Genomic DNA, 21,372 nt, shown 5'->3' with positions numbered 1-21,372 from the left:
GCCGCCGTCCGTTATCACACGCCGACAGGGCACTATGAGGCGACCCAGGGACTCTCGAAGCCGTCGGGAGCCCGTGGGCCCTCGGAGGTGTCCCGTGTCGATCACCGCACTCGGGTCGTCGTCCGTGCCCGCGCACCAGGGCCCGGCCACCGACCCCCTCCCCGGTCCGCGCGCGCCCGTGCCGGCGCAGGTCACGACCACTGCCACGCTGCTGTTGAACGCCACCTACGAGCCGTTGTGCGTGGTCTCCAGCCGTCGCGCGATCGTGCTGGTGCTGGCGGCCAAGGCAGAGGCCGTGGACGTCACCGAGGACCTCGTCCACGCCGAGCGGGTGGCCGTCGCCGTCCCGGTCGTCGTCCGGCTGACCCGCTACGTCCGGGTGCCCTACCCGGTGCAGGTGCCGCTGTCCCGCCGTGCGGTCTTCACCCGCGACGGCTCGACCTGCGTCTACTGCGGCGGGTCGGCCACCAGCATCGACCACGTCGTGCCGCGCAGCCGGGGCGGCACCCACACCTGGGACAACGTGGTCGCCGCCTGCCGCCGGTGCAACCACACCAAGGCCGACCGGTCGCTGGCGGAGATGGGCTGGACGCTGCCCTACCCGCCCCGGGCGCCCAGCGGCGCGGCCTGGCGGCTGCTCGGGCACCGCACGGTCGACCCCCGCTGGCGCACCTGGCTGGGCATGGCCGAGTCCGTCAGTGCATGAGACGGCCCGCCGGCTGTGGGCGCTCGGCGAGCCGTTCCACGCGCTGACCTACTTCGCCGAGGAGGCTCGCACCGCCTTCGGCCGGGCCGGGCTGCGCGGCTTCTGGTCCGGGTACTTCGCCGGGCGGGCGGCGCCGCTCGGCCCGGCCGGCCCGGAGCTGGTGACGGCCACGTTCGCGTCCTTCGCCCCGGCGTTCGTCGCCCGCCGGGTGCCGGCGGTGTGGACGGCGGTCACCCCGGCCGACGCGCTGGGCGCCCGCCTCGCCGGGGTGGACGCCGCCGTGCAGCGCGTGCTGCCCGGCTGGGCCGGCTCGGCCGAGGCCCGGGAGGCGGCTGGGCTCGCGCGGCGGGCGGCCGAGGCGGTCGACGCCCCGGGCCGGCCGCTGGCCGCTGGCAACTCCGCGCTGCCGTGGCCGGACGAGCCGCACCTGGTGCTGTGGCAGGCGCTGACCACGCTGCGCGAGCACCGCGGCGACGGGCACCTCGCGGTGCTGCTGCACCGCGGGCTGCTCGGCCTGCCGGCGCTGGTGCTCTCCGCGGTGGCGGGGGCGACGACGGCGGAGTGGCTGCAGCGGGCGCGCGGCTGGTCGCCGGAGGAGTGGGCGGCCGCCGCCGCGGAGCTCACGGGGCAGGGGCTGCTGGCCGGCGGCGCGCTGACCCCCGCCGGACGCGCGCTGCGGGACGACGTGGAGGCCGACACCGACCGGCTCGCGGCCGGACCGTGGCGGGCCCTCGGGGACGACGGCGCGCAGCGGCTGGCGGGGCTGCTGGCGCCGGTGCGCCGCGCCGTCGTCGCGGCGGGGGACTGGCCGGCCGGCAACCCGATCGGCGTCCCCGACCCGGGTCAGGTCACCCGCGCGCGCTCGGTCGGGTAGCCGGTCCAGCTCTCCTCGGCCAGCACGGTGCGCAGCCGGTCCATCGCGTCCCAGACGTCGACGAACCGGGTGTAGAGCGGCGCCGGCCCCAGCCGCAACCGGTCCGGCGTCCGGAAGTCGGGGACGACGCCGCGGTCGATCAGCGCCTGGGTGAGCTGCCAGGCGGCAGGGTGGGTGAGGCTGACGTGCACGCCGCGGCGGGCGCCGTCGCGGGGGCTGGCGACCGCGACGCCGTGCTCGGTGAGCTCCGCGTCGGCCAGCGCGACCACCAGGTCGGTGAGGGCCCGGCCCTTCGCCGCGATCCGGTCCACGCCGGCCTCCGCGGTGATCCGGGCGCCCACCTCCACCGCGGCCATCGCGAGCACCGGCGGGGTGCCGACGGCGAACCGGTCGATGCCCTCGGCCGGGTCGTAGGCCGGGCCCATGGCGAACTGGTCGCGGGCCCCGAACCAGCCCCAGATCGGCTGGCGCAGCTGCTCCTGCAGCTCCCGGCGGACGTAGAGGAACGCCGGCGCGCCCGGTCCGCCGTTGAGGTGCTTGTAGGTGCAGCCGACGGCGAGGTCGGCACCGGCGGCGGTCAGCTCGGCGGGCACCGCCCCGGCCCCGTGGCTGAGGTCCCACAGCACCAGCGCGCCGGCGTCCCGGGCCAGCCGGGTGACCGCCGCGACGTCGACCAGCGCCCCGGAGCGGTACGCCACCTGGGACAGCACGACGACCGCGACCCGCTCGTCGAGCGCCGCGGCGAGCACGTCGACGTCCAGCCCCTCGTCGATGTGCGCCTCGACCTCGCGGACCGCCATCCCGCGCTGGGCGGCCACCCCGGCGACGACGTAGCGGTCGGTGGGGAAGTCGTCGGCGCAGCAGACCAGCACGTCCCGCCCCGGGCGCGCGTCGGCGGCGGCGACCAGCAGCTTGTAGAGGTCGACGCTGGTGGTGTCGGAGACGAGCACCTCGCCCGGCCGGGCCCCCAGCACGCCCTCCGCGAGCAGGTCGCCGATCCGGCGGGCGTGCCCGACCCAGTCCGCCCACGAGCCGACCAGGCCGGCGCCCCACTCCTGCTCGACCACCCGGGCGACGGCGGCCGGGGTCTCCCGCGGCAGGCGGCCCAGGGAGTTGCCGTCGAGGTACAGCAGCCGGTCGGGGCCCTCGTCGTCGGTGCCGGTGAAGCGGGCCCGGAAGCCGGCCAGGGGGTCGGCGGCGTCGGCTGCGACGGCCGCGGAGCGGGAGAGGTCCACGGCCCGATCCTGCCCGCCCGCCCCCCTCCCGGGGCTTTCGGTACGGAAAGCCCGGGGGCTTTCGGTACCGAAAGCCCGGGGCTAGCGTCCGGCCGTGACCTCCGCGCGCGGGACGCAGCTGCACGACCTCACCGCCCTGGAGCAGGCGGCCGCCGTCCGGGCCCGGGAGGTGAGCCCCACCGAGCTGGTCGACTCCGCGCTGGCGCGGGTGGCGGCGCTCGACCCGGGGCTCGGTGCCTTCATCACGGTCACCCCCGAGCGGGCCCGGGCCGCCGCGGCCGCCGCGGACCGCACGGTGCTGGCCGGTGCCGAGCTGCCCCCGCTGTTCGGCGTCCCCACCGCCATCAAGGACCTGGCCAACACCGCCGGCGTGCGCACCACCTTCGGCTCCGCCCTGCTGGCCGACTTCGTGCCCGACGTCGACGACGCGGTCGTCACCGCCCTGTCCGCGGCCGGCACCATCAGCCTCGGGAAGACCAGCACCCCGGAGTTCGGCTTCCCCTGCTACACCGACAACGACCTGGTCGGGCCGGCCCGCTCCCCGTGGGACCCCGCGCTCCTGGCCGGCGGCTCCAGCGGCGGGGCGGCGGTGGCCGTCGCAGCCGGCATGGTGCCGTTCGCGCACGGCTCCGACGGCGGGGGCTCGATCCGGATCCCCGCGGGCATCAACGGGCTGGTGGGGGTCAAGCCCAGCCGCGGCCGGGTCAGCAACGCCCCGCTGGGCAGCGAGGCGACCGGGCTGGGGGTGCAGGGGCCGCTGGCCCGGACCGTCCGCGACGCCGCAGCCGTCCTCGACGCGATCGCCGGGCCGGTGCCCGGCGACCCGTACTGGGCCCCGCCACTGCCGCCGGGGGAGACCTTCCTCGGCGCCGCGGAGCGCCCGCCGGGCCGGCTGCGGATCGGCCGGTACCTGGACTCCGGCATGCCGGGCGCGGACCTCGACCCGCAGGTGCGGGCGGCGTTCGAGGACGCCTCCGCGCTGCTGGCCGACCTCGGCCACGAGGTCGAGGACCTGCCGGCCCCGCCGCTGACCGAGGGCGTGTTCCCCGCTTTCGAGGTGGTGTGGGCGCTGTCGGCCACCACCCTGCCGGTGGCCGAGTCGCAGACGCACCGGCTGCGTCCCCTCACCCGCTTCCTGCGCGAGCGCGGGCTGGCGCTGTCGGCCCGGGACGCGATGCAGGCGATGTTCACCCTGCGCGTCTTCGCCCGCCGGTTCATCCAGGCGACCAGCGCCTACGACGTCCTGCTGGCCCCGGTCTGCACGCTGCCACCCCGGCCGGTGGGCTGGTTCGACGGCCCCGCCGACGGGCTGGGCCCCGGCGAGGCGGACTTCGAGCGGCAGAAGCGGTACGCCGCGTTCCCCGCCGTCTACAACGTCACCGGGCAGCCGGCGCTCAGCGTGCCGCTGTGGTGGACCCCCGAGGGGCTCCCCATCGGCACGATGCTCGTCGGCCGTCCGGCGGACGAGGCGACCCTCCTGTCGCTCGCCGCGCAGCTGGAGGAAGCCCGTCCCTGGGCGCACCGCCACCCCGCCGTCTGGTGACCGCGCGGCTGCCGGGCCGCTGCCCGGGGCTCCCGGTAGATTGCGCCCATGCCCTGGTACGAGACCGTGCTGATCTACGGCGTGATCCCGCTCGTCGTCGTCCTGCTGTTCGCGCTCGCCACGCTGATCCCCGGCCGCAGCAAGGACCGGACGCGGTACAAGCCCGGCCAGCCCTGGGCGCACCAGCCCGTCTGGTACGAGCCGCACCCGGACGTCCCCGGTGTCCCCGGTGGGCACGGCGACGACGACCCCGCCGACCACGGCAGCAGCGGTGACCACGGCCGGCGTGGCCTGGGGGCCACCGCCGCGGCCCTGGCCATCGGCCAGCACCCGCACGAGGACGCCACCTCGCACCGCACGGCTGCCGGCGGCGCCCGGGGCACCTGGTGACCCCGTCCGTGGCCCGCTCCCGCCGTTCCCCCCGCCCCACCCATCCCGCCCTGCCGACCGGAGGCACCCGCTGATGTCGACGCAGCACCTCGACGCCGGCCCCAGCGCCAGCCAGGACACGATCAACACCTCGGTGGCCGAGCCGGGCCCCGGCCCGTTCAGCTACTCGGACCTGGCCCGCCTGGACGAGGCGCTGACCATGTCCTCCCGGGAGACCGGGCTGCGGTTCACCCTCTACGTCGGCGACCTGGGTGGCGACACCCGCGCCACCGCCGAGGGCCTGCACGCCCGCTCCGGCGGCGACCCCTCGATCGGGGTGCTGGTCGCGCTCTCGCCCGGCCAGCGGGTCGTGGAGATCGTCACCGGGTCGGCCGCGGCTCGCCGGCTGCCCGACCGCGCCTGTGCGCTCGCCGTGCTGGCGATGACCAACCGGCTCGGCTCCGGCGACCTGACGGGCGCGATCGTCAACGGCCTGCGGCAGATGTCCGACGCCGCGGGCCACCCGCACCGCCGTGAGGACCACGTTCCGCGCGGGATCGCCACCGGTCACTGAAGAAGGACCCCGCTGCCCCCCACGCCTCGCAGGCTCGGCGCGGGCCCCTGCAGCGGGGCCGTTCCAGCAGCTCGGTTGCCGACGCCTCGCAGGCTCGGCGCGGGCCCCTGCAGCGGGGCCGTTCCACCACCTCACCGCCAGCGGCCCAGAACTCCTCGAGTTCTGGGCCGCTGGCGTCAGGCCCCGCCCCGAGGCCCGGCCCGAGCGTGCGGGGGCTGAGGAGGGCGGGGTCCGCTCTCAGCCGGCGGCGGCGTCCCGGGCGCGGGCCCGCAGGGCGCGGGCCACGCCGTCGCGGCCCTCACTGACCAGCCGGCGCAGCGCCGCCGGGTGGCCGGCGTCGGCGAGCCACCGGTCGGCCGCGGCGACGGTCTGCGCCTCGACCACCTTCGGGAACAGGTACTCCACGGCGTTCTTGGCGATCTCGCCGGGCCGGCGGTCCCAGACGCCCCGGATGTCGGCGAAGTACCGCTCGACGTAGGGGCGGGTCAGCTCCTGCTGGGCCGGGTGCCAGAAGCCGGCGACCATCGCCTCGTGCACGGCGTTGGGGATCGACTCGTCGGTGAACGCCCGCTCCCAGGTCTCCGCCTTGGACTCGGCCGTGGGCCGCAGCGCCCGGGCGGTGGCGGCCCGGCGGGCACCGGTGGCGGTCGCGTCGCGCGCGGCCTCGGCGTCGATCTCGGCGTCACCGGCGGCGCCCATCGCCACCAGCCCGTGCAGGAACGCCCAGCGGGCGTCGGCGTCGACGGCCAGGCCCTCGACCACCCGCGAGCCGTCGAGCAGCCCGCGCAGCGCGGTGGCGTGCTCCTCGGTGCGGGCGGCAGCGGCCAGCGTGCGCGACCACTGCAGCTGCGCGTCGCTGCCGGGAGCGGCGCTGGCCAGCGACGCCATCGCCTTGTCGCCCAGCCGGGCCCAGCCGGTCGGCGCCCAGGCCGGATCGGCGTAGGAGGCCAGCGCGGTCTGCACCCGCGCCAGCAGCGACTGCACGACGCTGATCTCGGTCTCGGCGTCGATCCCGGTCAGCACCAGCTGCACCCAGTCGCGCGCCGCGCTCTCCCCGTCCCGGGTCATGTCCCACGCCGCCGACCAGCACAGCGCACGGGCCAGCGGGTCCGGGATCGCGCCGATCTGCTCGCGCAGGGTGGCGAGTGAGCGCTCGTCCAGCCGGAGCTTGGCGTAGGTGAGGTCGTCGTCGTTGACCAGCACCAGGTCGGCGGCCGGGTGGCCGACGAGCTCGGGCACCTCGGTGCGGGCGCCGTCGACGTCGAGCTCGACCCGGTGCGAGCGGGTGAGCCCGTCGGGACCGCTGGTGTAGAGGCCGACCGCCAGGCGGTGCCGCCGCAGCACCGGGTGCTCGGGCACCGCGGTCTGCTCGATGGCGAACGCGGAGTACCGGCCGGAGTCGTCGAGGGTGGACACCGGGCGCAGGGTGTTCACCTGGCTGGTCTGCAGCCACTGCGCCGACCAGTCGGACAGGTCGCGGCCCGAGGCCTCGGAGAGCTCGCTGAGCAGGTCGTCGAGGGTGGTGTTGCCGTACTCGTGCTTGCGGAAGTAGCGGCGCACCCCGGCCAGGAAGTCGTCCTGGCCGACGTAGGCCACCAGCTGCTTGAGCACCGAGGCGCCCTTGGCGTAGGTGATGCCGTCGAAGTTCACCTCGACCGCGGCGACGTCGACCATGTCGGCGGCGATCGGGTGGGTCGAGGGCAGCTGGTCCTGTGCGTAGGCCCAGCTCTTCTCGGTGTTGGCGAACGTCGTCCACGCGGTCGTGTACTCGGTGGCCTCGGCCTGGCACAGCGTGGAGATGTAGGTGGCGAAGGACTCGTTGAGCCACAGGTCGTCCCACCAGCGCATCGTCACCAGGTCGCCGAACCACATGTGCGCCAGCTCGTGCAGGATCGTCTCGGCCCGCCGCTCGTAGCGGGCGCGGCTGGTCTTGGACCGGAAGACGTAGTCCTCCAGGAAGGTGACGCAGCCGGCGTTCTCCATCGCCCCGGCGTTGAACTCCGGCACGAACAGCTGGTCGTACTTGTCGAAGGGGTACGGGTAGTCGAACACCCGGTGGTAGAAGTCGAACCCGGCCTTGGTGACGGCGAAGATCGCGTCGGCGTCCAGGTGCTGCGCCAGCGAGGCGCGGCAGTAGACCCCGAGCGGGATCCCGTCGTGCAGGTCGGTGACCCGGGCGTAGGGGCCGGCGACCAGGGCCACCAGGTAGGTGGAGATCCGCTTGGTCGGGGTGAAGTGCACCAGCTGGGAGCCGCCCTCGCCGGCCTCGATGGTGCGGTCGCCGGTGTTGCTGATGACCTGCCAGTCGAACGGCGCGGTCACGTGCACGGTGAAGGTCGCCTTGAGGTCGGGCTGGTCGAAGCAGGTGAACATCCGCTTCGCCTCGGCCGGCTCGAAGTGCGAGTACAGGTAGACCTGGCCGTCCTCCGGGTCGACGAAGCGGTGCAGCCCCTCGCCGGAGCGGGAGTACCGGCAGTCGGCGTCGACGACCAGCTCGTTGGTCTCGGCCAGGCCGGGCAGCGGGAGCCCGCCCTCGGGGGTGTAGGTGCTCACGTCGAGCTCGACGCCGTTGAGGGTGGCGGAGCGCACCCGGTCGGCGACGAGGTCGACGAAGGTGTCGGCGCCGGGTGTCCGGGCGGAGAAGCGGATGGTGGTGACCGAGCGGAAGGTCTCCTCGCCTGGGCGGCCGGCGCCGTCGGTCACGTCGAGGGCCAGGTCGTAGCTGGAGACCGACAGCAGTGCGGCGCGGGCCGCGGCGTCGTCACGAGTCAGATTGGGAACTGCCACGCCCGGAGCTTCCCACGGGGCACCGACGGTTCGCGCCCGGGTGCCGGTGGGAACAACTCGACCGCGGCCGGACTTGCTGGCGCGCGGAGGACCCCGCCACCTGGCCGGGGTCGACAGACGACCGGAGGGACCCCCACCGATGACCGAGGCAGTGCAGAGCGCCCCCGTGAAGGCACGCGTCGACTTCTGGTTCGACCCGCTGTGCCCGTGGGCCTGGCTGACCAGCCGCTGGGTGCTGGAGGCGGCCAAGGTGCGTGACATCGACCTGCACTGGCACGTGATGAGCCTGTCGGTGCTCAACCGCGGCCGGGACCTGCCGGAGGAGTACCAGGAGATGATGGCCAAGGCGATCGGCCCGGTACGGGTCGCGGTCGCCGCCGCGCAGCAGCACGGTGACGACGTGCTCGGTGACCTCTACACGGCCATGGGCACGCTGCGGCACCACGACGGCCTGGAGATCGACGAGATCGTCGCCCCGGCGCTGGAGCGGGTCGGGCTGCCGGCCGAGCTGGCCGAGGCCGCCGGGTCCACCGCGTACGACGAGGCGCTGGAGAAGAGCCACCACGCGGGCATGGACCCGGTCGGTGACGACGTCGGCACCCCGGTCATGCACATCGACGGGGTCGCCTTCTTCGGTCCGGTCATCAGCAAGGTGCCCACCGGCGAGGACGCCGGCAAGGCCTTCGACGGCGCCGTCCTGCTGGCCAACCTGCCCGACTTCTGGGAGCTCAAGCGCACCCGCACCGCCGGCCCGGACATGTCCTCGGTGCCCGCCGACGCCCTGGAGCTGCGCGGCACCCACTGATGGAGGACCCCCGTCCAGAGGCTCATCCCGCGCACACTCGGGACGAGCCTCTGGACGGGGGCCGTTCCAGGCCGTCACGTGCGGGATGCGGCATCCTGGGCGGGTGCCGCACCCCGTCCGTCAGCGGATCCTCATCACCGGCGCCAGCGCGGGTCTCGGCCAGGGCATGGCCCGGGAGTTCGCGGCCCGGGGCCGGGACCTGGTGCTGGTCGCCCGCCGGCTCGACCGGCTCACCGAGCTGCGCGACGAGCTCGTCGCGCAGCACCGCGGCATCCGGGTGGTGGTCGGGGAGCTGGACGTCGACGACCCGGACGCCGTCGCCGACGTCGTGCCCCGGCTGGCCGCCGAGCTGGGCGGGATCGACCGGTTCATCGCCAACGCCGGCCTGGGCAAGGGCGTCCCGGTGGGCACCGGGGGCGCCCGGCCGAACCGCCAGGTGCTGGTCACCAACGTGCTCGGCACGCACGCCTGCTGCGAGGCCGCGGTGGCGCTCTTCCGCGCCCAGGGCGCCGGCCACCTCGTGGTGATCTCCTCGGTGGCCGGGGTCCGGGGCATGGGTGGCACCCGCACGGCGTACGCCACCTCCAAGGCCGCCGACGCCGTGCTGGCCGAGGGCATCCGCGCCGACCTGCTCGGGAACCGGCGGACCCGCCCGATCCGGGTCACGACCATCCACCCGGGCTTCATCGAGACCGACATCAACGTCGGCCGCCGCGGCCCGTTCACCGTCGACCTCGCCACCGGTGTCACCGCCCTGACCGCGGCGATCGAGCGCGAACCGGTACGCGCCTACGTTCCCGAGTGGCCGTGGCGTCCGATCGCGGGCCTGCTGCGCGTACTGCCCCTGCCGGTCGTCCGGAAGCTCGCCTAGAGCCGGGTGCGGGCGGTGTCCCGGGTGGCCTCGTCGAAGGGCGCATCGGCGGCCGGGTCGGTCAGCCAGCGGGCCAGCCGGGCCAGCTCGTCGCGCTGGCCGGCGACGAACCCGGCGTCGACGACGGCTCCGTGCCCGGGCACCACCGGGCCGCGGACCAGCCCCAGCAGTGCGTCCAGGGTGGCCGGCCACTCCAGCGGGAAGGCGTCCTCCATCGCCGGGGGCCCGCTCTCCTCGACCAGGTCCCCGGCGAACACCACGTCGGCGACGGCGACGACGAGGTCGCCGTCGGTGTGCCCGCGGCCCAGGTGCCGCAGCGTGACCGGCCGCCCGCCGACGTCGAGCACGGCGACGTCGTCCACCAGGTTGTCCGGGACGTCGATCGGGGCGATGGCCACCAGCTCGGCCGCCGGGTCGCCGTCCTCCCGGAGCCCGGCGACGACGGCGGCGCGCTGGGCCTCACCGGTCGACGCCAGCCCCTCGGCGCAGCGCCGGTGCCCCCACACGGCTGCCGGGCGGAACGCGGCGTTGCCGAAGCAGTGGTCGTAGTGGTCGTGGGTGTTGACCACCGTCCACGGGTGCGGGGTGACCGCCCGCACCGCTTCGGCGAGGGCGCGGCCCTCGCCCAGGTGGCAGCGGGTGTCGACCACCAGGCAGGCGCCGTCCCCGACGACCAGCCCGCAGTTCAGGTCGAGGTCGGCGTGCCGCCGGACGAACACGCCGTCCCCGACCTCCCGCCACCCCGCGGGCCCGGCTGCAGCCATGGCCGTCCCTCAGCGGGCCGTGACCGGGACGGCGGCGTCGGGGGAGCGGCCGGTCCAGCGGACGGCCACCAGCGCCACGTCGTCGTCGGGGCGGCCGGCGACGAGCCGGTCGAGGACGGCGTCGCACAGCTCCGGCAGCGGCCGCCCGGCGAACTCGGTCAACGCCGCCCGCAGCCGGGCCACGCCCGCGTCGAGGTCGGTGCGCCGGTCCTCGACCAGCCCGTCGGTGAAGAAGAAGACCGTGGACCCGCGCTCCAGCGTGAGCACCGACTCCCGGCGGGGGGTGTCGTCGTCGACGCCGAGCAGCAGGTCGGCCCGCCAGTCGCCGAGCACGACGACCGAACCGTCGGGGTGGATCGCCAGCGGGGGGAGGTGCCCGGCGTTCGACCACCGGAGCCGGACGATGCCCCGCTCCCGCTCCCCGTCGTCCTGCTCGAACCGGGCGACCGCCGCCGTCGCCAGGGTGCCCAGCCCCAGCACCGCCATGGCGCGGTCCAGGCCGGCCAGCACCTCGGCGGGGCCGCCGTCGCTGTGGGTGGCGATGCCGCGGAGCAGGCTGCGCAGCTGGCCCATCGCGGCGGCGGCCCGCACGTCGTGGCCGGCGACGTCGCCGATGACCAGCATGGTCGTCCCGCCGGGCTGGACGAACGCGTCGTACCAGTCGCCGCCGACCTGCGCCGCCTCCACGGCGGGCAGGTACCGGACGGCGATCTCGGCGTACTCCGGTTCCGGCGGATCGGTGAGCAGGCTGCGCTGCAGCCCCTCGGCCAGCTTGGCCTGCTCGGTGAAGAGCCGGGCGTTCTCCACGGCGGTGCCGGCCCTACCGGCCACGTCGGCGGCGGCGCTCAGCTCGCGCGCCGTCCAGCCCGGCCGGCCGGTGTCCCGGTAGAGGCTCAGCAGGCCGATCGCCCGGCCACCGGACACCAGCGGCACCGAGGCCACCCAGCCCGGAGCGAGCTCGGTCACCAGCCGGCGGGCGGTGGTGGTGGTGACCAGCCGGGCCACCAGTGCCGCGATCGACTCGGCGCGGCCGTCCCCGACGGTGATGACCTCCCCGGTGGCCAGGGCCTGGTGGGCCGGCGCGTCCGGCGCGATCGCGGCGGCCCGGTGCCGGGCGTACCGCGCCGCGACCTGCTCCAGTCGCGGGTCGCGGTGCGCGACCGCGAGGTCCTGCAGCTGCCCACCGGGGGTCCGCGAGCTGACGATGCACCAGTCGGCCAGCCGGGGGACCAGCAGCCGGGCCAGCCGGTGGACGGCCTCGTCGACGTCCAGGGTCGCGCTGAGCGCGGCGGAGGTCTCGGTGAGCAGGTCCAGCAGCGCCTGCGCCTCGTCGGCGGTGGCGGCCGGCTGCTCACCGCCGCGCCGCTTGCTCTCGGTCACGTCCGCGAACGCCACGTCGAGCCCGTCGGGAACCGGACCCACGTCCAGGCGGTACCACATGTCCTGCGGCGGGTAGTACTGCTCGAAGACCACCCGCTCGCCGGTGGACATGGCGTGCCGGTAGGCGCGCTCCAGCTCGGTGCCAGGGGTGGCCGGGAACACCTCCCACTGGGTGCGTCCCAGCAGCTGGCTCCGCGGCACCTCGACCAGCTTCTCCGCCGCGGCGTTCGCGTAGACGAAGCGGAAGTCGCGGTCGAAGCAGACCAGGGCGGTGTCCGTGGTCTCCACCCAGCGCTGGGCCCGGTTCACGTCCTCCTGCTCCGCTGCCACGCCCACCCCCGTTCCCGTCGCCAGCGCTGGACCGGTCCCGATCATGGCCGATGCCGGACCGGATCGGGGGGGAGGGCGCCCCCGGTCACCAGCAGATCCGCATCGGGCGAGCTCGTGCGTCCCGCGACCCGTCGCCCACGCACTCGGCGGTGCCGGCGGCGATCCGCCGGGCCGACCAGGCGGCGGCGCAGGCGTCCAGCGCGTCGACCACCGGGACGCCGGCCGGCGCGCCGGCCAGCGCCTCCTCGAGGTCCATCACCGCGCGCAGGGCCCGCAGCCGCTGGACCGTGCCACGCGCGGTGCCCTTGCGGTCGGTCACGCCGCCGAGGCCCAGCCGGAAGGCCAGCTCGGGGTGCACCTCGACCACCCGGTCGGTGGGCGGGTCGCCGAGGGCGTCGTCCAGGGCGCGGATGGAGCGGACCAGCATGAAGGTCTGCGCGGACGGGGCCCGCCGGTCATCGGTCGCTGCCCGGGACAGCCGCCGGGCCTCCGCGTAGTCGTCCGTGGCCAGGACCGCGCGGACAGGGGAGGGGAAGACGGAACTGGCCGCGCCGGTGGCCCGCAGCAGGTCGCGGGCCGCCAGGTCACAGGCCCGGACGCCGTCGTCGGAGAGCCCGATCGGCATGTCGATGGCCACCACCGCGACATCCGGCACGGCGAGCACCGCCGCCGCGTCGTCCAGCACCTGCAGCTCCACTCCGCGCCCCTCGAGCAGCGCGCCGACCCACTTCCCGCGCCAGCCGTCGACCCCGAGCACCGCCACCGGGCCAGCCTGCCAGCAGTGCTGAGAAGATCGGTGCATGCGCGTCTTCCTGGGCACCGACCACGCCGGTCTCGAACTGAAGTCCCACCTGATGCAGGTGCTGGCCGACGAGGGCTTCGAGCCCGTCGACTGCGGGGCCTTCGACTACGACCCGCAGGACGACTACCCGCCGTTCTGCTTCGAGGTGGGGGAGCGGGTCGTCACTGAGCCGGGCACGCTCGGCGTGGTGATCGGGGGCTCGGGCAACGGCGAGCAGATCGCGGCGAACAAGGTGCCCGGGGTCCGGGCGGCGCTGGTGTGGAACGACAGCACCGCGAAGCTCGCCCGTCAGCACAACGACGCCAACGTGGTCTCCGTCGGCGGCCGGCAGCACACCGTCGAGGAGGCCACCGCGCTGGTGCTGACCTTCCTGCGCGAGCCGTTCAGCGGCGAGGAGCGGCACGCGCGCCGGATCGCGCTGCTCGCGGACTACGAGCGGGACCGGCACCGCCCGGCCGGCGGGCTGCCCACCCACACCCCGTGACGGCGACCCGGTGACCGGCGACGACCTGCGGGCCGCGGGCGCCGCGGTCGGGGAGCTGTTCACCCGGGTGCCCGACGGTGCGGCTCCGGTGCCGACCCTGGGCACCGACGTGGTCGGGGTCGCCGCGCACATCACCTCGTGCCTGACCTGGTACGCCGCCGACCTGGTGGCCGGGACCGACGAGGCGACCGCCTTCGACCTGGTGCGCCGGCCGGACGCGGGGCTGGCCGACGTCCTCACCCAGCTGCGCGCCGCCACGGAGGTGCTGGCCCGGGTGGTGGACGCCGCCGGCCCGGGCGAGCGGGGCTTCCACGACTGGGGCCTGGCCGACGCCTCGGGCTTCGCGGGGATGGGCTGCGCGGAGCTGCTGCTGCACGCCGGTGACGTCGCCCTGGACCGGGGGCTGGCGTGGGCACCCCCGCCGGCGCTGGCCGCCGCGACCCGGGCCCGGCTGTTCCCCTGGGCCCCGGAGGACGCCGACCCGTGGGCGGCGCTGCTGTGGGCCACCGGCCGGGGCGAGCTGCCCGGCCGGGAGCCGGTCACCTCCTGGCGCTGGCACTGCGCCCCCCTCGACGAGTGGGACGGCACCCAGCCCCGGTGAGGGTCTGGAACGGCCACCTCTCAGGGGCCCGCGCGCCGAGCGTGCGAGGCGTGGGAGGAGAGGTGGTCCTCCATCAGAAGTGGTCGGGGCACCAGGGCGCGGTCGGCCAGCCGAACGCCGTCGAGGCGGCGACGACCGCGCCGGGGCTGATCTCGGTCACCCGGCCGGCGCCCTGCAGCGCGGCCAGCGAGACCCCGCCCAGGTATGCCGCGGAGAGCGCCTCGACGTCGATCACCAGGTCGGGGTCGCGGTCGGTGCGGTCGCAGAAGGCACCGGCGGGGTGGCCCCACAGGTGCCAGCGCCCGTCGTTCCAGTCGCAGAACGGATCGCGCACCTCCAGCACCAGGTCGATCCGCGCCGGGTAGCGGCGGGCCGACAGCGCCGCGCCGACGTCGACCAGCCGCACCCACAGCGCGTCGACCGGGCGGGCGTGCCAGGCGCGCGGGTCGACCAGCAGGTGGCGCAGCGGGTCGTCGGCCGAGGCGTCGGGCGCCTCGACGGTGCGCACCAGGTCGACCGAGAGCAGGTACCGCCACAGCGCGGCGTAGGCGCTCGGGGTGGCGGCCCGGACCTCGGTGACGGTCAGCGTGCCCTCCGGCTCCCCGGCCGCGCTCCAGGCGGCCCGGACCCGGTACGTCGCGTAGCCGGTGACGGTGCCGTCGCCCTCGACGTGCAGCACGTGCTGGCGCGGCGGGCCGCCCTTGGTGTCCTCGGGGCGCTCGACCAGCCGGCGGTCCCACCAGCGGTCGTCGCGGGCCATGTTGCCCGGCACCCACCGCCGCAGCGCGTCGTGCAGCGGGACGGCGGCGGCGCGGAACTCCGCCTCGTCGACCAGGCGCAGGGTGCCGGTGCCGCAGTCGACGTCCGGCCGCAGCCGCAGGCGCTCGGTGGCGCCGGACCACCCGCCCCGCCAGGTGGCCGGGGCGTAGCCGAACCGGCCGTAGATCGGCGCCTCGGCGGCCCACAGCGCGGCGACCGGCTCGCGGCCGGCGGCGTGCACCTCGTCGAGCTGCCGGCGCATGATCGCGTTCAGCACGCCGCGGCGGCGGTGGGTGGGGGAGACGGTGATCCAGGTGATGCCCGCCGTCGGCACCGCCGCCCCGCCCGGCACCGTCATCTCCAGGCTCAAGATGCCGGAGGTGGCGGCGACCCGGTCGCCGTCGAACAGCGCCAGCGACCGGTCCAGCTCGGCGACGGGCGAGGGCTCGTCCAGGTACGGACCGCTGTGCTCCTCGGCGAAGGTGGTGCGCATCGACCGGGCGAAACCCGGCCACTCGTCGGCGGTGATGGGTCGCAGCTGGTCGGCCAGATCGGTCACGGGAGCTGTCTACCGGGCCGGGGTGACGATCCGCCAACCAGTTCCGCCCGACCGTCGGTGCACCGGTGCCGGCAGCCAGCGCAGCCAGCGCGGCACCCACCAGGTCCGCTCGCCCAGCGCCGCCATCGTGGCCGGCAGCAGCACTCCGCGGACCAGCGCCGCGTCGACCAGGACGGCGACCGCCAGGCCGACCCCCAGCTGCTTGAACTCCAGCATCGACAGCGTGGCGAAGATGCTGAACACCGCCACCATCACCACCGCGGCGCTGGTGACCACGCCGGCGGAGCGGGAGACGCCGGTGGGCACCGCCAGCCGCAGCGGGATGCCGACCTCAGCACTCGGCCGACCTCACCGGCGGGCGGCTCCTGGTGGGGACGGAGTGCCCCGGGCCGCAGCTGATGTGGACCTCGTCGACCGACCTGACCCTCCGGGTGCCCGCGGGCCTGCCGGTGCCGGGGAGGTGGTGGTCGAGGGCGTGACCGGGGAGCTGGCGCTGCACAGCGGCGCGGGCCGGGTGTCGGCGACCGGCGTCGACGCCGACGTGGTGGTGGCCGAGAGCTCCGCGGGGTCGGTGACCGTGTCGGCCGTCGCGCCCGTGACGCGGCTGACCGCGACGTCGAGCGCAGGCGCGGTGACCGTCGTCCTGCCCGACGACGGCACCCGCTACGACGTCCGGCCGTCGACGTCCGCCGGCAGCGTGGCCGTCGAGGTGCCGCAGGACCCGGCGTCGCCGCGGGTCGTGGAGGCCCGCAGCAGCGCGGGGGCCGTGACCGTCCGCACGGCGGGCTGACCCGCCGTGCGGACGGCTCAGCTGCGCAGGTAGGCCAGCGTCGCCATCACCCGGCGGTGCTGGTCCTCGTCCTGGGCCAGGCCGAGCTTGGCGAAGATGTGCTGGGTGTGCTTCTCCACCGCACCCTGGGTGACGACCAGCCGGCGGGCGATCGCGGCGTTGGAGTGCCCCTCGGCGATCAGCCCCAGCACCTCCCGCTCCCGCGGGGACAGCGACTGCACGGGGTCGTCCCGCCGGCGGCGGGCGAACAGCTGGGCGACCACCTGGGGGTCGAGGACGGTGCCGCCGGAGACGACGTCGTCCAGCGCGGTGAGGAACTGCTCGACCTGGGCCACCCGGTCCTTGAGCAGGTAGCCCACCCCGCCCGCACCGTCGGCGAGCAGCTCGTCGGCGTAGGCGACCTCGACGTACTGGCTGAGCACCAGCACCGCCGTCGACGGGACGACGCGGCGCGCCTCGACCGCGGCGCGCAGGCCCTCGTCGGTGTGCGTCGGGGGCATCCGGACGTCGACGACGGCGACGTCGGGCCGGTGCCCGACGACCGCGCGCACCAGGCTGGGCCCGTCGGCGACGGCGGCGACGACCTCGGCGCCGGCCTCCTCGAGCAGCCGGATCAGACCTTCGCGGAGCAGCACCGAGTCCTCGGCGAGGACGACGCGGCGGGGAGTGGTCATGGACACGGGAGGTCTCCGATCAGCCGGGTGGGTCCGCCGCGGGGGCTGTCCACCGCGAGCACGCCGTCCACCGCGCGCAGCCGGTCGGCGAGCCCGGCCAGCCCGTGACCGGGGGCGAGGACGGCCCCGCCGCGGCCGTCGTCCTCCACCTCGACGCGCAGCCGGCCGGCCTGGCGCACCACGGTCACCCGGGCGACGGTGGCCTCGCTGTGCTTGGCGGCGTTGGCCAGCGCCTCGCTGACCAGGAAGTAGGCGGAGTTCTCGACGGCCGGGGCGAGTCGCTGCCCGGGCGCGAGGTCGACGGCGAGCTCGACCGGCACCGGGGAGCGGGCGGCGACGGCAGCGAGCGCTGCGGCCAGCCCGCGGTCGGCGAGCACCGGTGGGGCGATGCCGCGGGACAGCGCGCGGAGCTCCTCGAGCGTCTCCCGGGTCTGCTCAGCCGCCTCCCGCAGGGTGGTCCGGGCGCCCGCCGGGTCGCGCTCGAGCATCCGCTCGGCCCGGTGCAGGTCCATGCTCAGCCGCACCAGCCGCTGCTGGGGGCCGTCGTGGATGTCCCGCTCCAGGCGGCGCAGCGCCACCGCCTCGGCGGCGACCGCGGCGTCCCGGCCCTGGCTCAGCCGGCCGATCTCCGCCTGCGCCTCGCCCCGCCAGGTGAGCAGGCCGCGGCCCAGCTGCGCCTCGGCGAGCGCACAGCCGCGGACGACGAAGGGCAGGGTGAGGGCGAACACCACGCCGATCGCGGTGTAGAGCAGCACCCGGTTGGTGGAGGTGTCGGCCAGTCCGAGGAGCTCGGGCAGCGTGTAGTTCTCCGGTTGGTCCGCCCCGCCGTAGGGGATCGACCAGTCCCATGTCATGGAGGTCAGACCGGCCAGTGCGATCGCCCACCAGACGACCGTCACGACGAAGACCGGGATCGACACGGTCATGTGCAGCACGGCGTGCAGGACGTCGAGCCAGGACTGCGGGTCGCGCAGCGGCGCGATCAGCCGACGAATCAGCGAGGCGTCCGCCTGTGTGCGCCGGTAGACCGGTCGGGGCAGCTCCCTCCGCAGGACGTCGGGCAGTTGCCTCCGCTCCACCGCCGCGAAGCCGCGGGCGACCAGCAGGGCCAGCACCAGGACCGGGAGCCCGACCCAGATGCCCAGGGTGACCACCCCGACGGTCAGCAGGGTGACCACCAGGACGAACGCGAGGATCGATAACCAGAAGTTGACCAGCACGTACCCGGTGTCGACGCCGAGCTGCCGCCACCAGCCGCGACGGGGGAGCCGGTCGGGCCGTCCGGCCGTGGCGACGGCGGTGTCGGTGATCATGCCGACCAGCCTGGTCGGCCTGCGGGCCCGCGCCGAGCCCGCAGGCTGGCCGTCGTACCTTCGGGCTGGCCCGACCTGTCCGTGTCCATCTCGGCGGCGATGATCCAGGCCGCCGGATCCGCAGTCCAGCACCGTCGCCGCTGTGGGCCGGGTGGGCGGGGGGCTCTAGTGTCGGGGCCACTGCCGACCGCAATCGTGCCCGCGCGCCGACGGGGACCCCGGTTCCCCGCCGCCACGGGTGCAGGAAGAAGGCCATGCGCCCCGCCGCCGCCGTCCCGTCCGCCGCCCTGGCCCTCGTCCTCCTCGCCGGGTGCACCGGCGGGGACGCCTCCGACGATCCAGCCGCCGAGGGCTCGGACGACGTCGCAGCGGCGGTCACCGCGGCGCCCGACGCGCCACGGACCCTGGTCACCGACGCCGACCCGGTCGCCTCCGCCGTCTCGACCAGCCGGGCGCTGTTCCGCAGCTCGCCCGTCGTCGTCCTCGCCGACGCGGACGACACCGCCGCGCAGCTGCTCGGCGCCTCGGCCGCGGTCGGCCTGGGCGTGCCGCTGCTCCTCGACGACGGGACCGGTGCCGACGACGTCCTCGCTCCGGAGCTGGACCGGCTCGGTGCCGAGACGGTGCTCGCCGTCGGCGACGCCTCGGTGGAGGGCGTCGACGACCTGCGCTCCGTGCCCGCTGACCCGGACGCCGTGGGCGAGGTGACGGGGCTGGACCTGGCGGGCGCCGAGCCGGTCGCCGCCGACGGCCGGGTCGCCGCCGTCGCCGCCCTGGACCCGGAGTCGATCGCCGCGCTGGAGCCGGCCGCCGAGGAGCCGGGGGCGGAGGAGCAGGCGGACGGCTCGGCCGCCCCCTCGTCGTCCTCGGCTGCGGCGTCGTCCTCCGCGGCGTCGTCCTCAGCGGCGTCGTCCTCCGCGGCGTCGTCCTCCGCGGCCGAGGAGACCGAGCTGCCCGACCCGCTGCCGGAGTTCGGCCGCGGTGAGCCGTTGGCGGACACCCTGGTGCTGACCAGCGGCGGCGCCGATGCCCTCGCCGGGGTCGCCACGGCACGGGCGGCCGGGACCGAGGTCCAGGTGCTCGAGGGCACCGACCCGCGGTCGTCGGCCGAGCTGGTCGACCGGCTGGCGGCCGAGCCGTCGGTCGTCGTCCTGGGCGCCGACCTCGGCGCCGAGCCGGGGCTGGAGTGGAAGCTGGACACCGCGGCCAGCGGCAGCCAGCTGCCCGGCGGCGGGCAGCTGCTGTTCCCGGAGCACACCCTCATCGCCCTCTACGGCATCCCGGGCAGCGGCGCGCTCGGTCTGCTGGGCGAGCAGGACCTGCCCGGCGCGATCGAGCGGGCGAAGCAGTACGCCGACGAGTACCGGCCGCTGGTCGACACCACCGTCGTGCCGACCTTCGAGATCATCGCCACGGTCGCCTCGGCGAGCGCCGGGCCGGACGGCAACTACTCCGCGGAGCAGGACGTCGAGACGCTGCGCCCGTGGGTCGAGGCCGCCGGTGAGGCGGGGCTCTACGTCGTGCTGGACCTGCAGCCGGGCCGCACCGACTTCCTCACCCAGGCCAAGCAGTACCAGCCGCTGCTGGAGCTGCCCTACGTCGGCCTGGCGCTGGACCCGGAGTGGCGGCTGGAGCCGAACGAGGTGCACCTGCGCCAGATCGGCCAGGTCGGCATCGACGAGGTCAACCAGGTCGTCACCTGGCTGGCCGACCTGACCCGGGAGAACGCGCTGCCGCAGAAGCTGCTGGTGCTGCACCAGTTCCAGGTGCGCATGATCATCGACCGGGAGCGGCTGGACACCTCCCGCGACGAGCTGGCGATCCTGGTGCACGTCGACGGGCAGGGCTCCCAGCCGGCCAAGCAGGACACCTGGGAGGTGCTGCACCGCAACGCCCCGGAGCCGCTCTACTGGGGCTGGAAGAACTTCATCGACGAGGACGTCCCGATGATCTCCCCCCGGGAGACCATCGAGCAGGTGCACCCGACGCCGGAGCTGGTCACCTACCAGTAGCGGTCGGCCCCTTGGTTCTGTCGGTGCTCCCCGGCAGGATCAGCCGCGAGCGTCCGACGAGGGCAGGAGCGGTGCGATGACCGGTGTGGTGGCCGAACAGACCAGCGCGGAGCAGGCGGCCGAACTCGAGCCACGCCTGGCCGAGCACCGCCGCGAGCTGACCGGGTACTGCTACCGGATGCTGGGCTCGTCCTTCGACGCCGAGGACGCGGTGCAGGAGACGATGGTCCGCGCCTGGCGCTCCCTGGACCGTCTCCAGGGGGCCGGCGCGCTGCGGTCCTGGCTCTACCGGATCGCCACCAACGTCTGCCTCGACGCCCTCGACGGGCGCAAGCGGCGCGCGCTGCCGGTCGACCTGTCCGGCGGTGAGCCGAGCCCGCCGGTGGTGGAGTCACTGGCCGGCGTGCTGCCCGACGGGGCGTGGATCCAGCCCGCGCTGGACCGCCAGGTGCTGCCGACCGGTGCCGACCCGGCCGAGCTCGCCGTGCAGCGGGAGTCGGTCAAGCTGGCGTTCATCGCCGCGCTGCAACACCTGCCGCCGAAGCAGCGGGCGGTGCTGATCCTGCGCGACGTGCTGCGCTGGCGGGCCGACGAGGTCGCCGGGCTGCTGGAGACGTCGGTCGCGGCGGCGAACAGCGCGCTGCAGCGGGCGCGGGCCACGCTCGCCGCGCACCGAGCCGCCGAGGAGCCCCCTGCTCCGGAGGTCGCCGCCGAGCACACCGAGCTGCTGGCCCGCTACCTCGACGCGTTCGAGCGCTACGACGTCGAGGCGCTGGTGGCGCTGCTGCACGAGGACGCGGTGATGGACATGCCGCCGTACGCCATGTGGCTGCGCGGCTCCGCCGACATCGCCACCTGGTACCTCGGCCCCGGCCACGGCTGCCGGGGTTCGCACGTGGTGCCGCTGGAGATGAACGGCAACCCGGCCTTCGCCCAGTGGCGGCCCAGCGGCCCGGGTGGGTCGTTCGAGCCGTGGGCGGTGCACGCCCTGGAGTTCCGGGACGGCCTGGTCGTGCGGACGACGGCGTTCCTCGGGCCGCGGTTGTTCGAGCTCTTCGGCCTGCCGCGGAACCCGGTGCCGGCCGGTCGATGAGTCGGCCGGCCGGCCGGGGTCGGTAGGGGGCTCGACCCTCCCGTGCG

The 21,372-nt window shown here is 75.7% G+C and carries 21 protein-coding genes; 12 read left to right on the top strand and 9 right to left on the bottom strand.

The genetic code is table 11. From position 1 onward, the window contains the following. Positions 1-94 precede the first annotated feature (94 nt). Entirely contained in the window at positions 95-706 is a 612-nt protein-coding gene (locus ACI795_RS16485; protein ID WP_457076623.1) for an HNH endonuclease, read from the top strand. After that, complete coding sequence (locus ACI795_RS16480) at positions 699-1,580, top strand: SCO6745 family protein (protein WP_457076622.1); 882 nt, start codon at positions 699-701, stop codon at positions 1,578-1,580. The genes ACI795_RS16485 and ACI795_RS16480 overlap by 8 nt, the downstream gene beginning before the upstream one ends. Here ACI795_RS16480 and kynU read toward each other — a convergent pair. Continuing rightward, positions 1,550-2,815, bottom strand: a complete 1,266-nt coding sequence (gene kynU / locus ACI795_RS16475) for a kynureninase (protein ID WP_457076621.1) — start codon at positions 2,813-2,815, stop codon at positions 1,550-1,552. The two genes, ACI795_RS16480 and kynU, sit on opposite strands and share 31 nt — an antisense overlap. A 94-nt stretch (positions 2,816-2,909) precedes the next feature. On the opposite strand from kynU, the gene ACI795_RS16470 reads away from it, so the two are divergent. The 3 genes from ACI795_RS16470 (at position 2,910) to ACI795_RS16460 (ending at position 5,301) form a co-directional block, all read left to right on the top strand. After that, positions 2,910-4,358: an amidase gene (locus tag ACI795_RS16470; RefSeq protein ID WP_457076620.1), complete on the top strand. Its 1,449-nt coding sequence runs from the start codon at positions 2,910-2,912 to the stop codon at positions 4,356-4,358. Between the two features lie 48 nt (positions 4,359-4,406). After that, positions 4,407-4,748, top strand: coding sequence for an aa3-type cytochrome oxidase subunit CtaJ (ctaJ, locus tag ACI795_RS16465; RefSeq protein WP_457076619.1), 342 nt, complete (start codon positions 4,407-4,409; stop codon positions 4,746-4,748). Positions 4,749-4,821: 73 nt separating this feature from the next. Beyond that, complete coding sequence (locus tag ACI795_RS16460) at positions 4,822-5,301, top strand: DUF5130 family protein (RefSeq protein ID WP_457076618.1); 480 nt, start codon at positions 4,822-4,824, stop codon at positions 5,299-5,301. Positions 5,302-5,538: 237 nt separating this feature from the next. Here the strand turns inward: ACI795_RS16460 and pepN are convergent, their stop codons facing one another. Continuing rightward, positions 5,539-8,088: an aminopeptidase N gene (gene pepN, locus ACI795_RS16455; protein ID WP_457076617.1), complete on the bottom strand. Its 2,550-nt coding sequence runs from the start codon at positions 8,086-8,088 to the stop codon at positions 5,539-5,541. A gap of 139 nt (positions 8,089-8,227) precedes the next feature. Between pepN and ACI795_RS16450 the strand changes: the two genes are divergently transcribed. Both ACI795_RS16450 and ACI795_RS16445 read left to right on the top strand, forming a co-directional pair. Next, on the top strand, positions 8,228-8,893 hold the full coding sequence (locus ACI795_RS16450) for a mycothiol-dependent nitroreductase Rv2466c family protein (protein WP_457076616.1): 666 nt from the start codon (positions 8,228-8,230) through the stop codon (positions 8,891-8,893). A 103-nt stretch (positions 8,894-8,996) separates the two neighbouring features. Further along, positions 8,997-9,764 carry an SDR family oxidoreductase gene (locus ACI795_RS16445; protein ID WP_457076615.1) on the top strand — a complete coding sequence of 256 codons (768 nt, stop codon included), beginning with the start codon at positions 8,997-8,999 and terminating at the stop codon, positions 9,762-9,764. On the opposite strand, the gene ACI795_RS16440 is transcribed toward ACI795_RS16445, so the two are convergent. The 3 genes from ACI795_RS16440 to ACI795_RS16430 form a co-directional block, all read right to left on the bottom strand. After that, positions 9,761-10,528: an MBL fold metallo-hydrolase gene (locus ACI795_RS16440; protein ID WP_457076614.1), complete on the bottom strand. Its 768-nt coding sequence runs from the start codon at positions 10,526-10,528 to the stop codon at positions 9,761-9,763. The genes ACI795_RS16445 and ACI795_RS16440 overlap by 4 nt on opposite strands. A 9-nt stretch (positions 10,529-10,537) precedes the next feature. After that, on the bottom strand, positions 10,538-12,238 hold the full coding sequence (locus tag ACI795_RS16435; RefSeq protein ID WP_457076613.1) for a SpoIIE family protein phosphatase: 1,701 nt from the start codon (positions 12,236-12,238) through the stop codon (positions 10,538-10,540). A gap of 85 nt (positions 12,239-12,323) precedes the next feature. Further along, entirely contained in the window at positions 12,324-13,040 is a 717-nt protein-coding gene (locus ACI795_RS16430; RefSeq protein ID WP_457076612.1) for a DUF429 domain-containing protein, read from the bottom strand. On the opposite strand from ACI795_RS16430, the gene ACI795_RS16425 reads away from it, so the two are divergent. Beyond that, positions 13,039-13,524 (top strand): ribose-5-phosphate isomerase, encoded by a 486-nt coding sequence (locus ACI795_RS16425; protein ID WP_457076611.1) that lies wholly within the window; start codon positions 13,039-13,041, stop codon positions 13,522-13,524. The two genes, ACI795_RS16430 and ACI795_RS16425, sit on opposite strands and share 2 nt — an antisense overlap. 10 nt (positions 13,525-13,534) lie before the next feature. Continuing rightward, positions 13,535-14,125, top strand: coding sequence for a hypothetical protein (locus ACI795_RS16420; RefSeq protein WP_457076610.1), 591 nt, complete (start codon positions 13,535-13,537; stop codon positions 14,123-14,125). A 73-nt stretch (positions 14,126-14,198) separates the two neighbouring features. Here the strand turns inward: ACI795_RS16420 and ACI795_RS16415 are convergent, their stop codons facing one another. After that, on the bottom strand, positions 14,199-15,443 hold the full coding sequence (locus ACI795_RS16415) for a GNAT family N-acetyltransferase (protein WP_457076609.1): 1,245 nt from the start codon (positions 15,441-15,443) through the stop codon (positions 14,199-14,201). 9 nt (positions 15,444-15,452) lie between these two features. Next, positions 15,453-15,749: an MMPL family transporter gene (locus ACI795_RS16410; protein WP_457076608.1), complete on the bottom strand. Its 297-nt coding sequence runs from the start codon at positions 15,747-15,749 to the stop codon at positions 15,453-15,455. 169 nt (positions 15,750-15,918) lie between these two features. Here ACI795_RS16410 and ACI795_RS16405 point away from each other — a divergent pair, with 169 nt between their 5' ends. Beyond that, positions 15,919-16,233, top strand: a complete 315-nt coding sequence (locus ACI795_RS16405; RefSeq protein ID WP_457076607.1) for a hypothetical protein — start codon at positions 15,919-15,921, stop codon at positions 16,231-16,233. Between the two features lie 17 nt (positions 16,234-16,250). Here the strand turns inward: ACI795_RS16405 and ACI795_RS16400 are convergent, their stop codons facing one another. After that, positions 16,251-16,907 (bottom strand): response regulator, encoded by a 657-nt coding sequence (locus ACI795_RS16400; protein ID WP_457076606.1) that lies wholly within the window; start codon positions 16,905-16,907, stop codon positions 16,251-16,253. Beyond that, positions 16,904-18,220: a sensor histidine kinase gene (locus tag ACI795_RS16395; RefSeq protein ID WP_457076605.1), complete on the bottom strand. Its 1,317-nt coding sequence runs from the start codon at positions 18,218-18,220 to the stop codon at positions 16,904-16,906. Before ACI795_RS16395 ends, ACI795_RS16400 begins: the two co-directional genes overlap by 4 nt. A gap of 254 nt (positions 18,221-18,474) precedes the next feature. On the opposite strand from ACI795_RS16395, the gene ACI795_RS16390 reads away from it, so the two are divergent. Both ACI795_RS16390 and ACI795_RS16385 read left to right on the top strand, forming a co-directional pair. Beyond that, entirely contained in the window at positions 18,475-20,232 is a 1,758-nt protein-coding gene (locus ACI795_RS16390) for a hypothetical protein (protein WP_457076604.1), read from the top strand. 76 nt (positions 20,233-20,308) lie between these two features. Beyond that, a complete protein-coding gene (locus ACI795_RS16385) occupies positions 20,309-21,325 on the top strand; it encodes a sigma-70 family RNA polymerase sigma factor (protein ID WP_457076603.1) in 1,017 nt (338 codons plus the stop codon). Positions 21,326-21,372 lie beyond the last annotated feature (47 nt).

The sequence above is a fragment of the Modestobacter sp. SYSU DS0290 genome (assembly GCF_054050955.1).
This window is presented reverse-complemented; position numbering and strand designations above follow the sequence as displayed.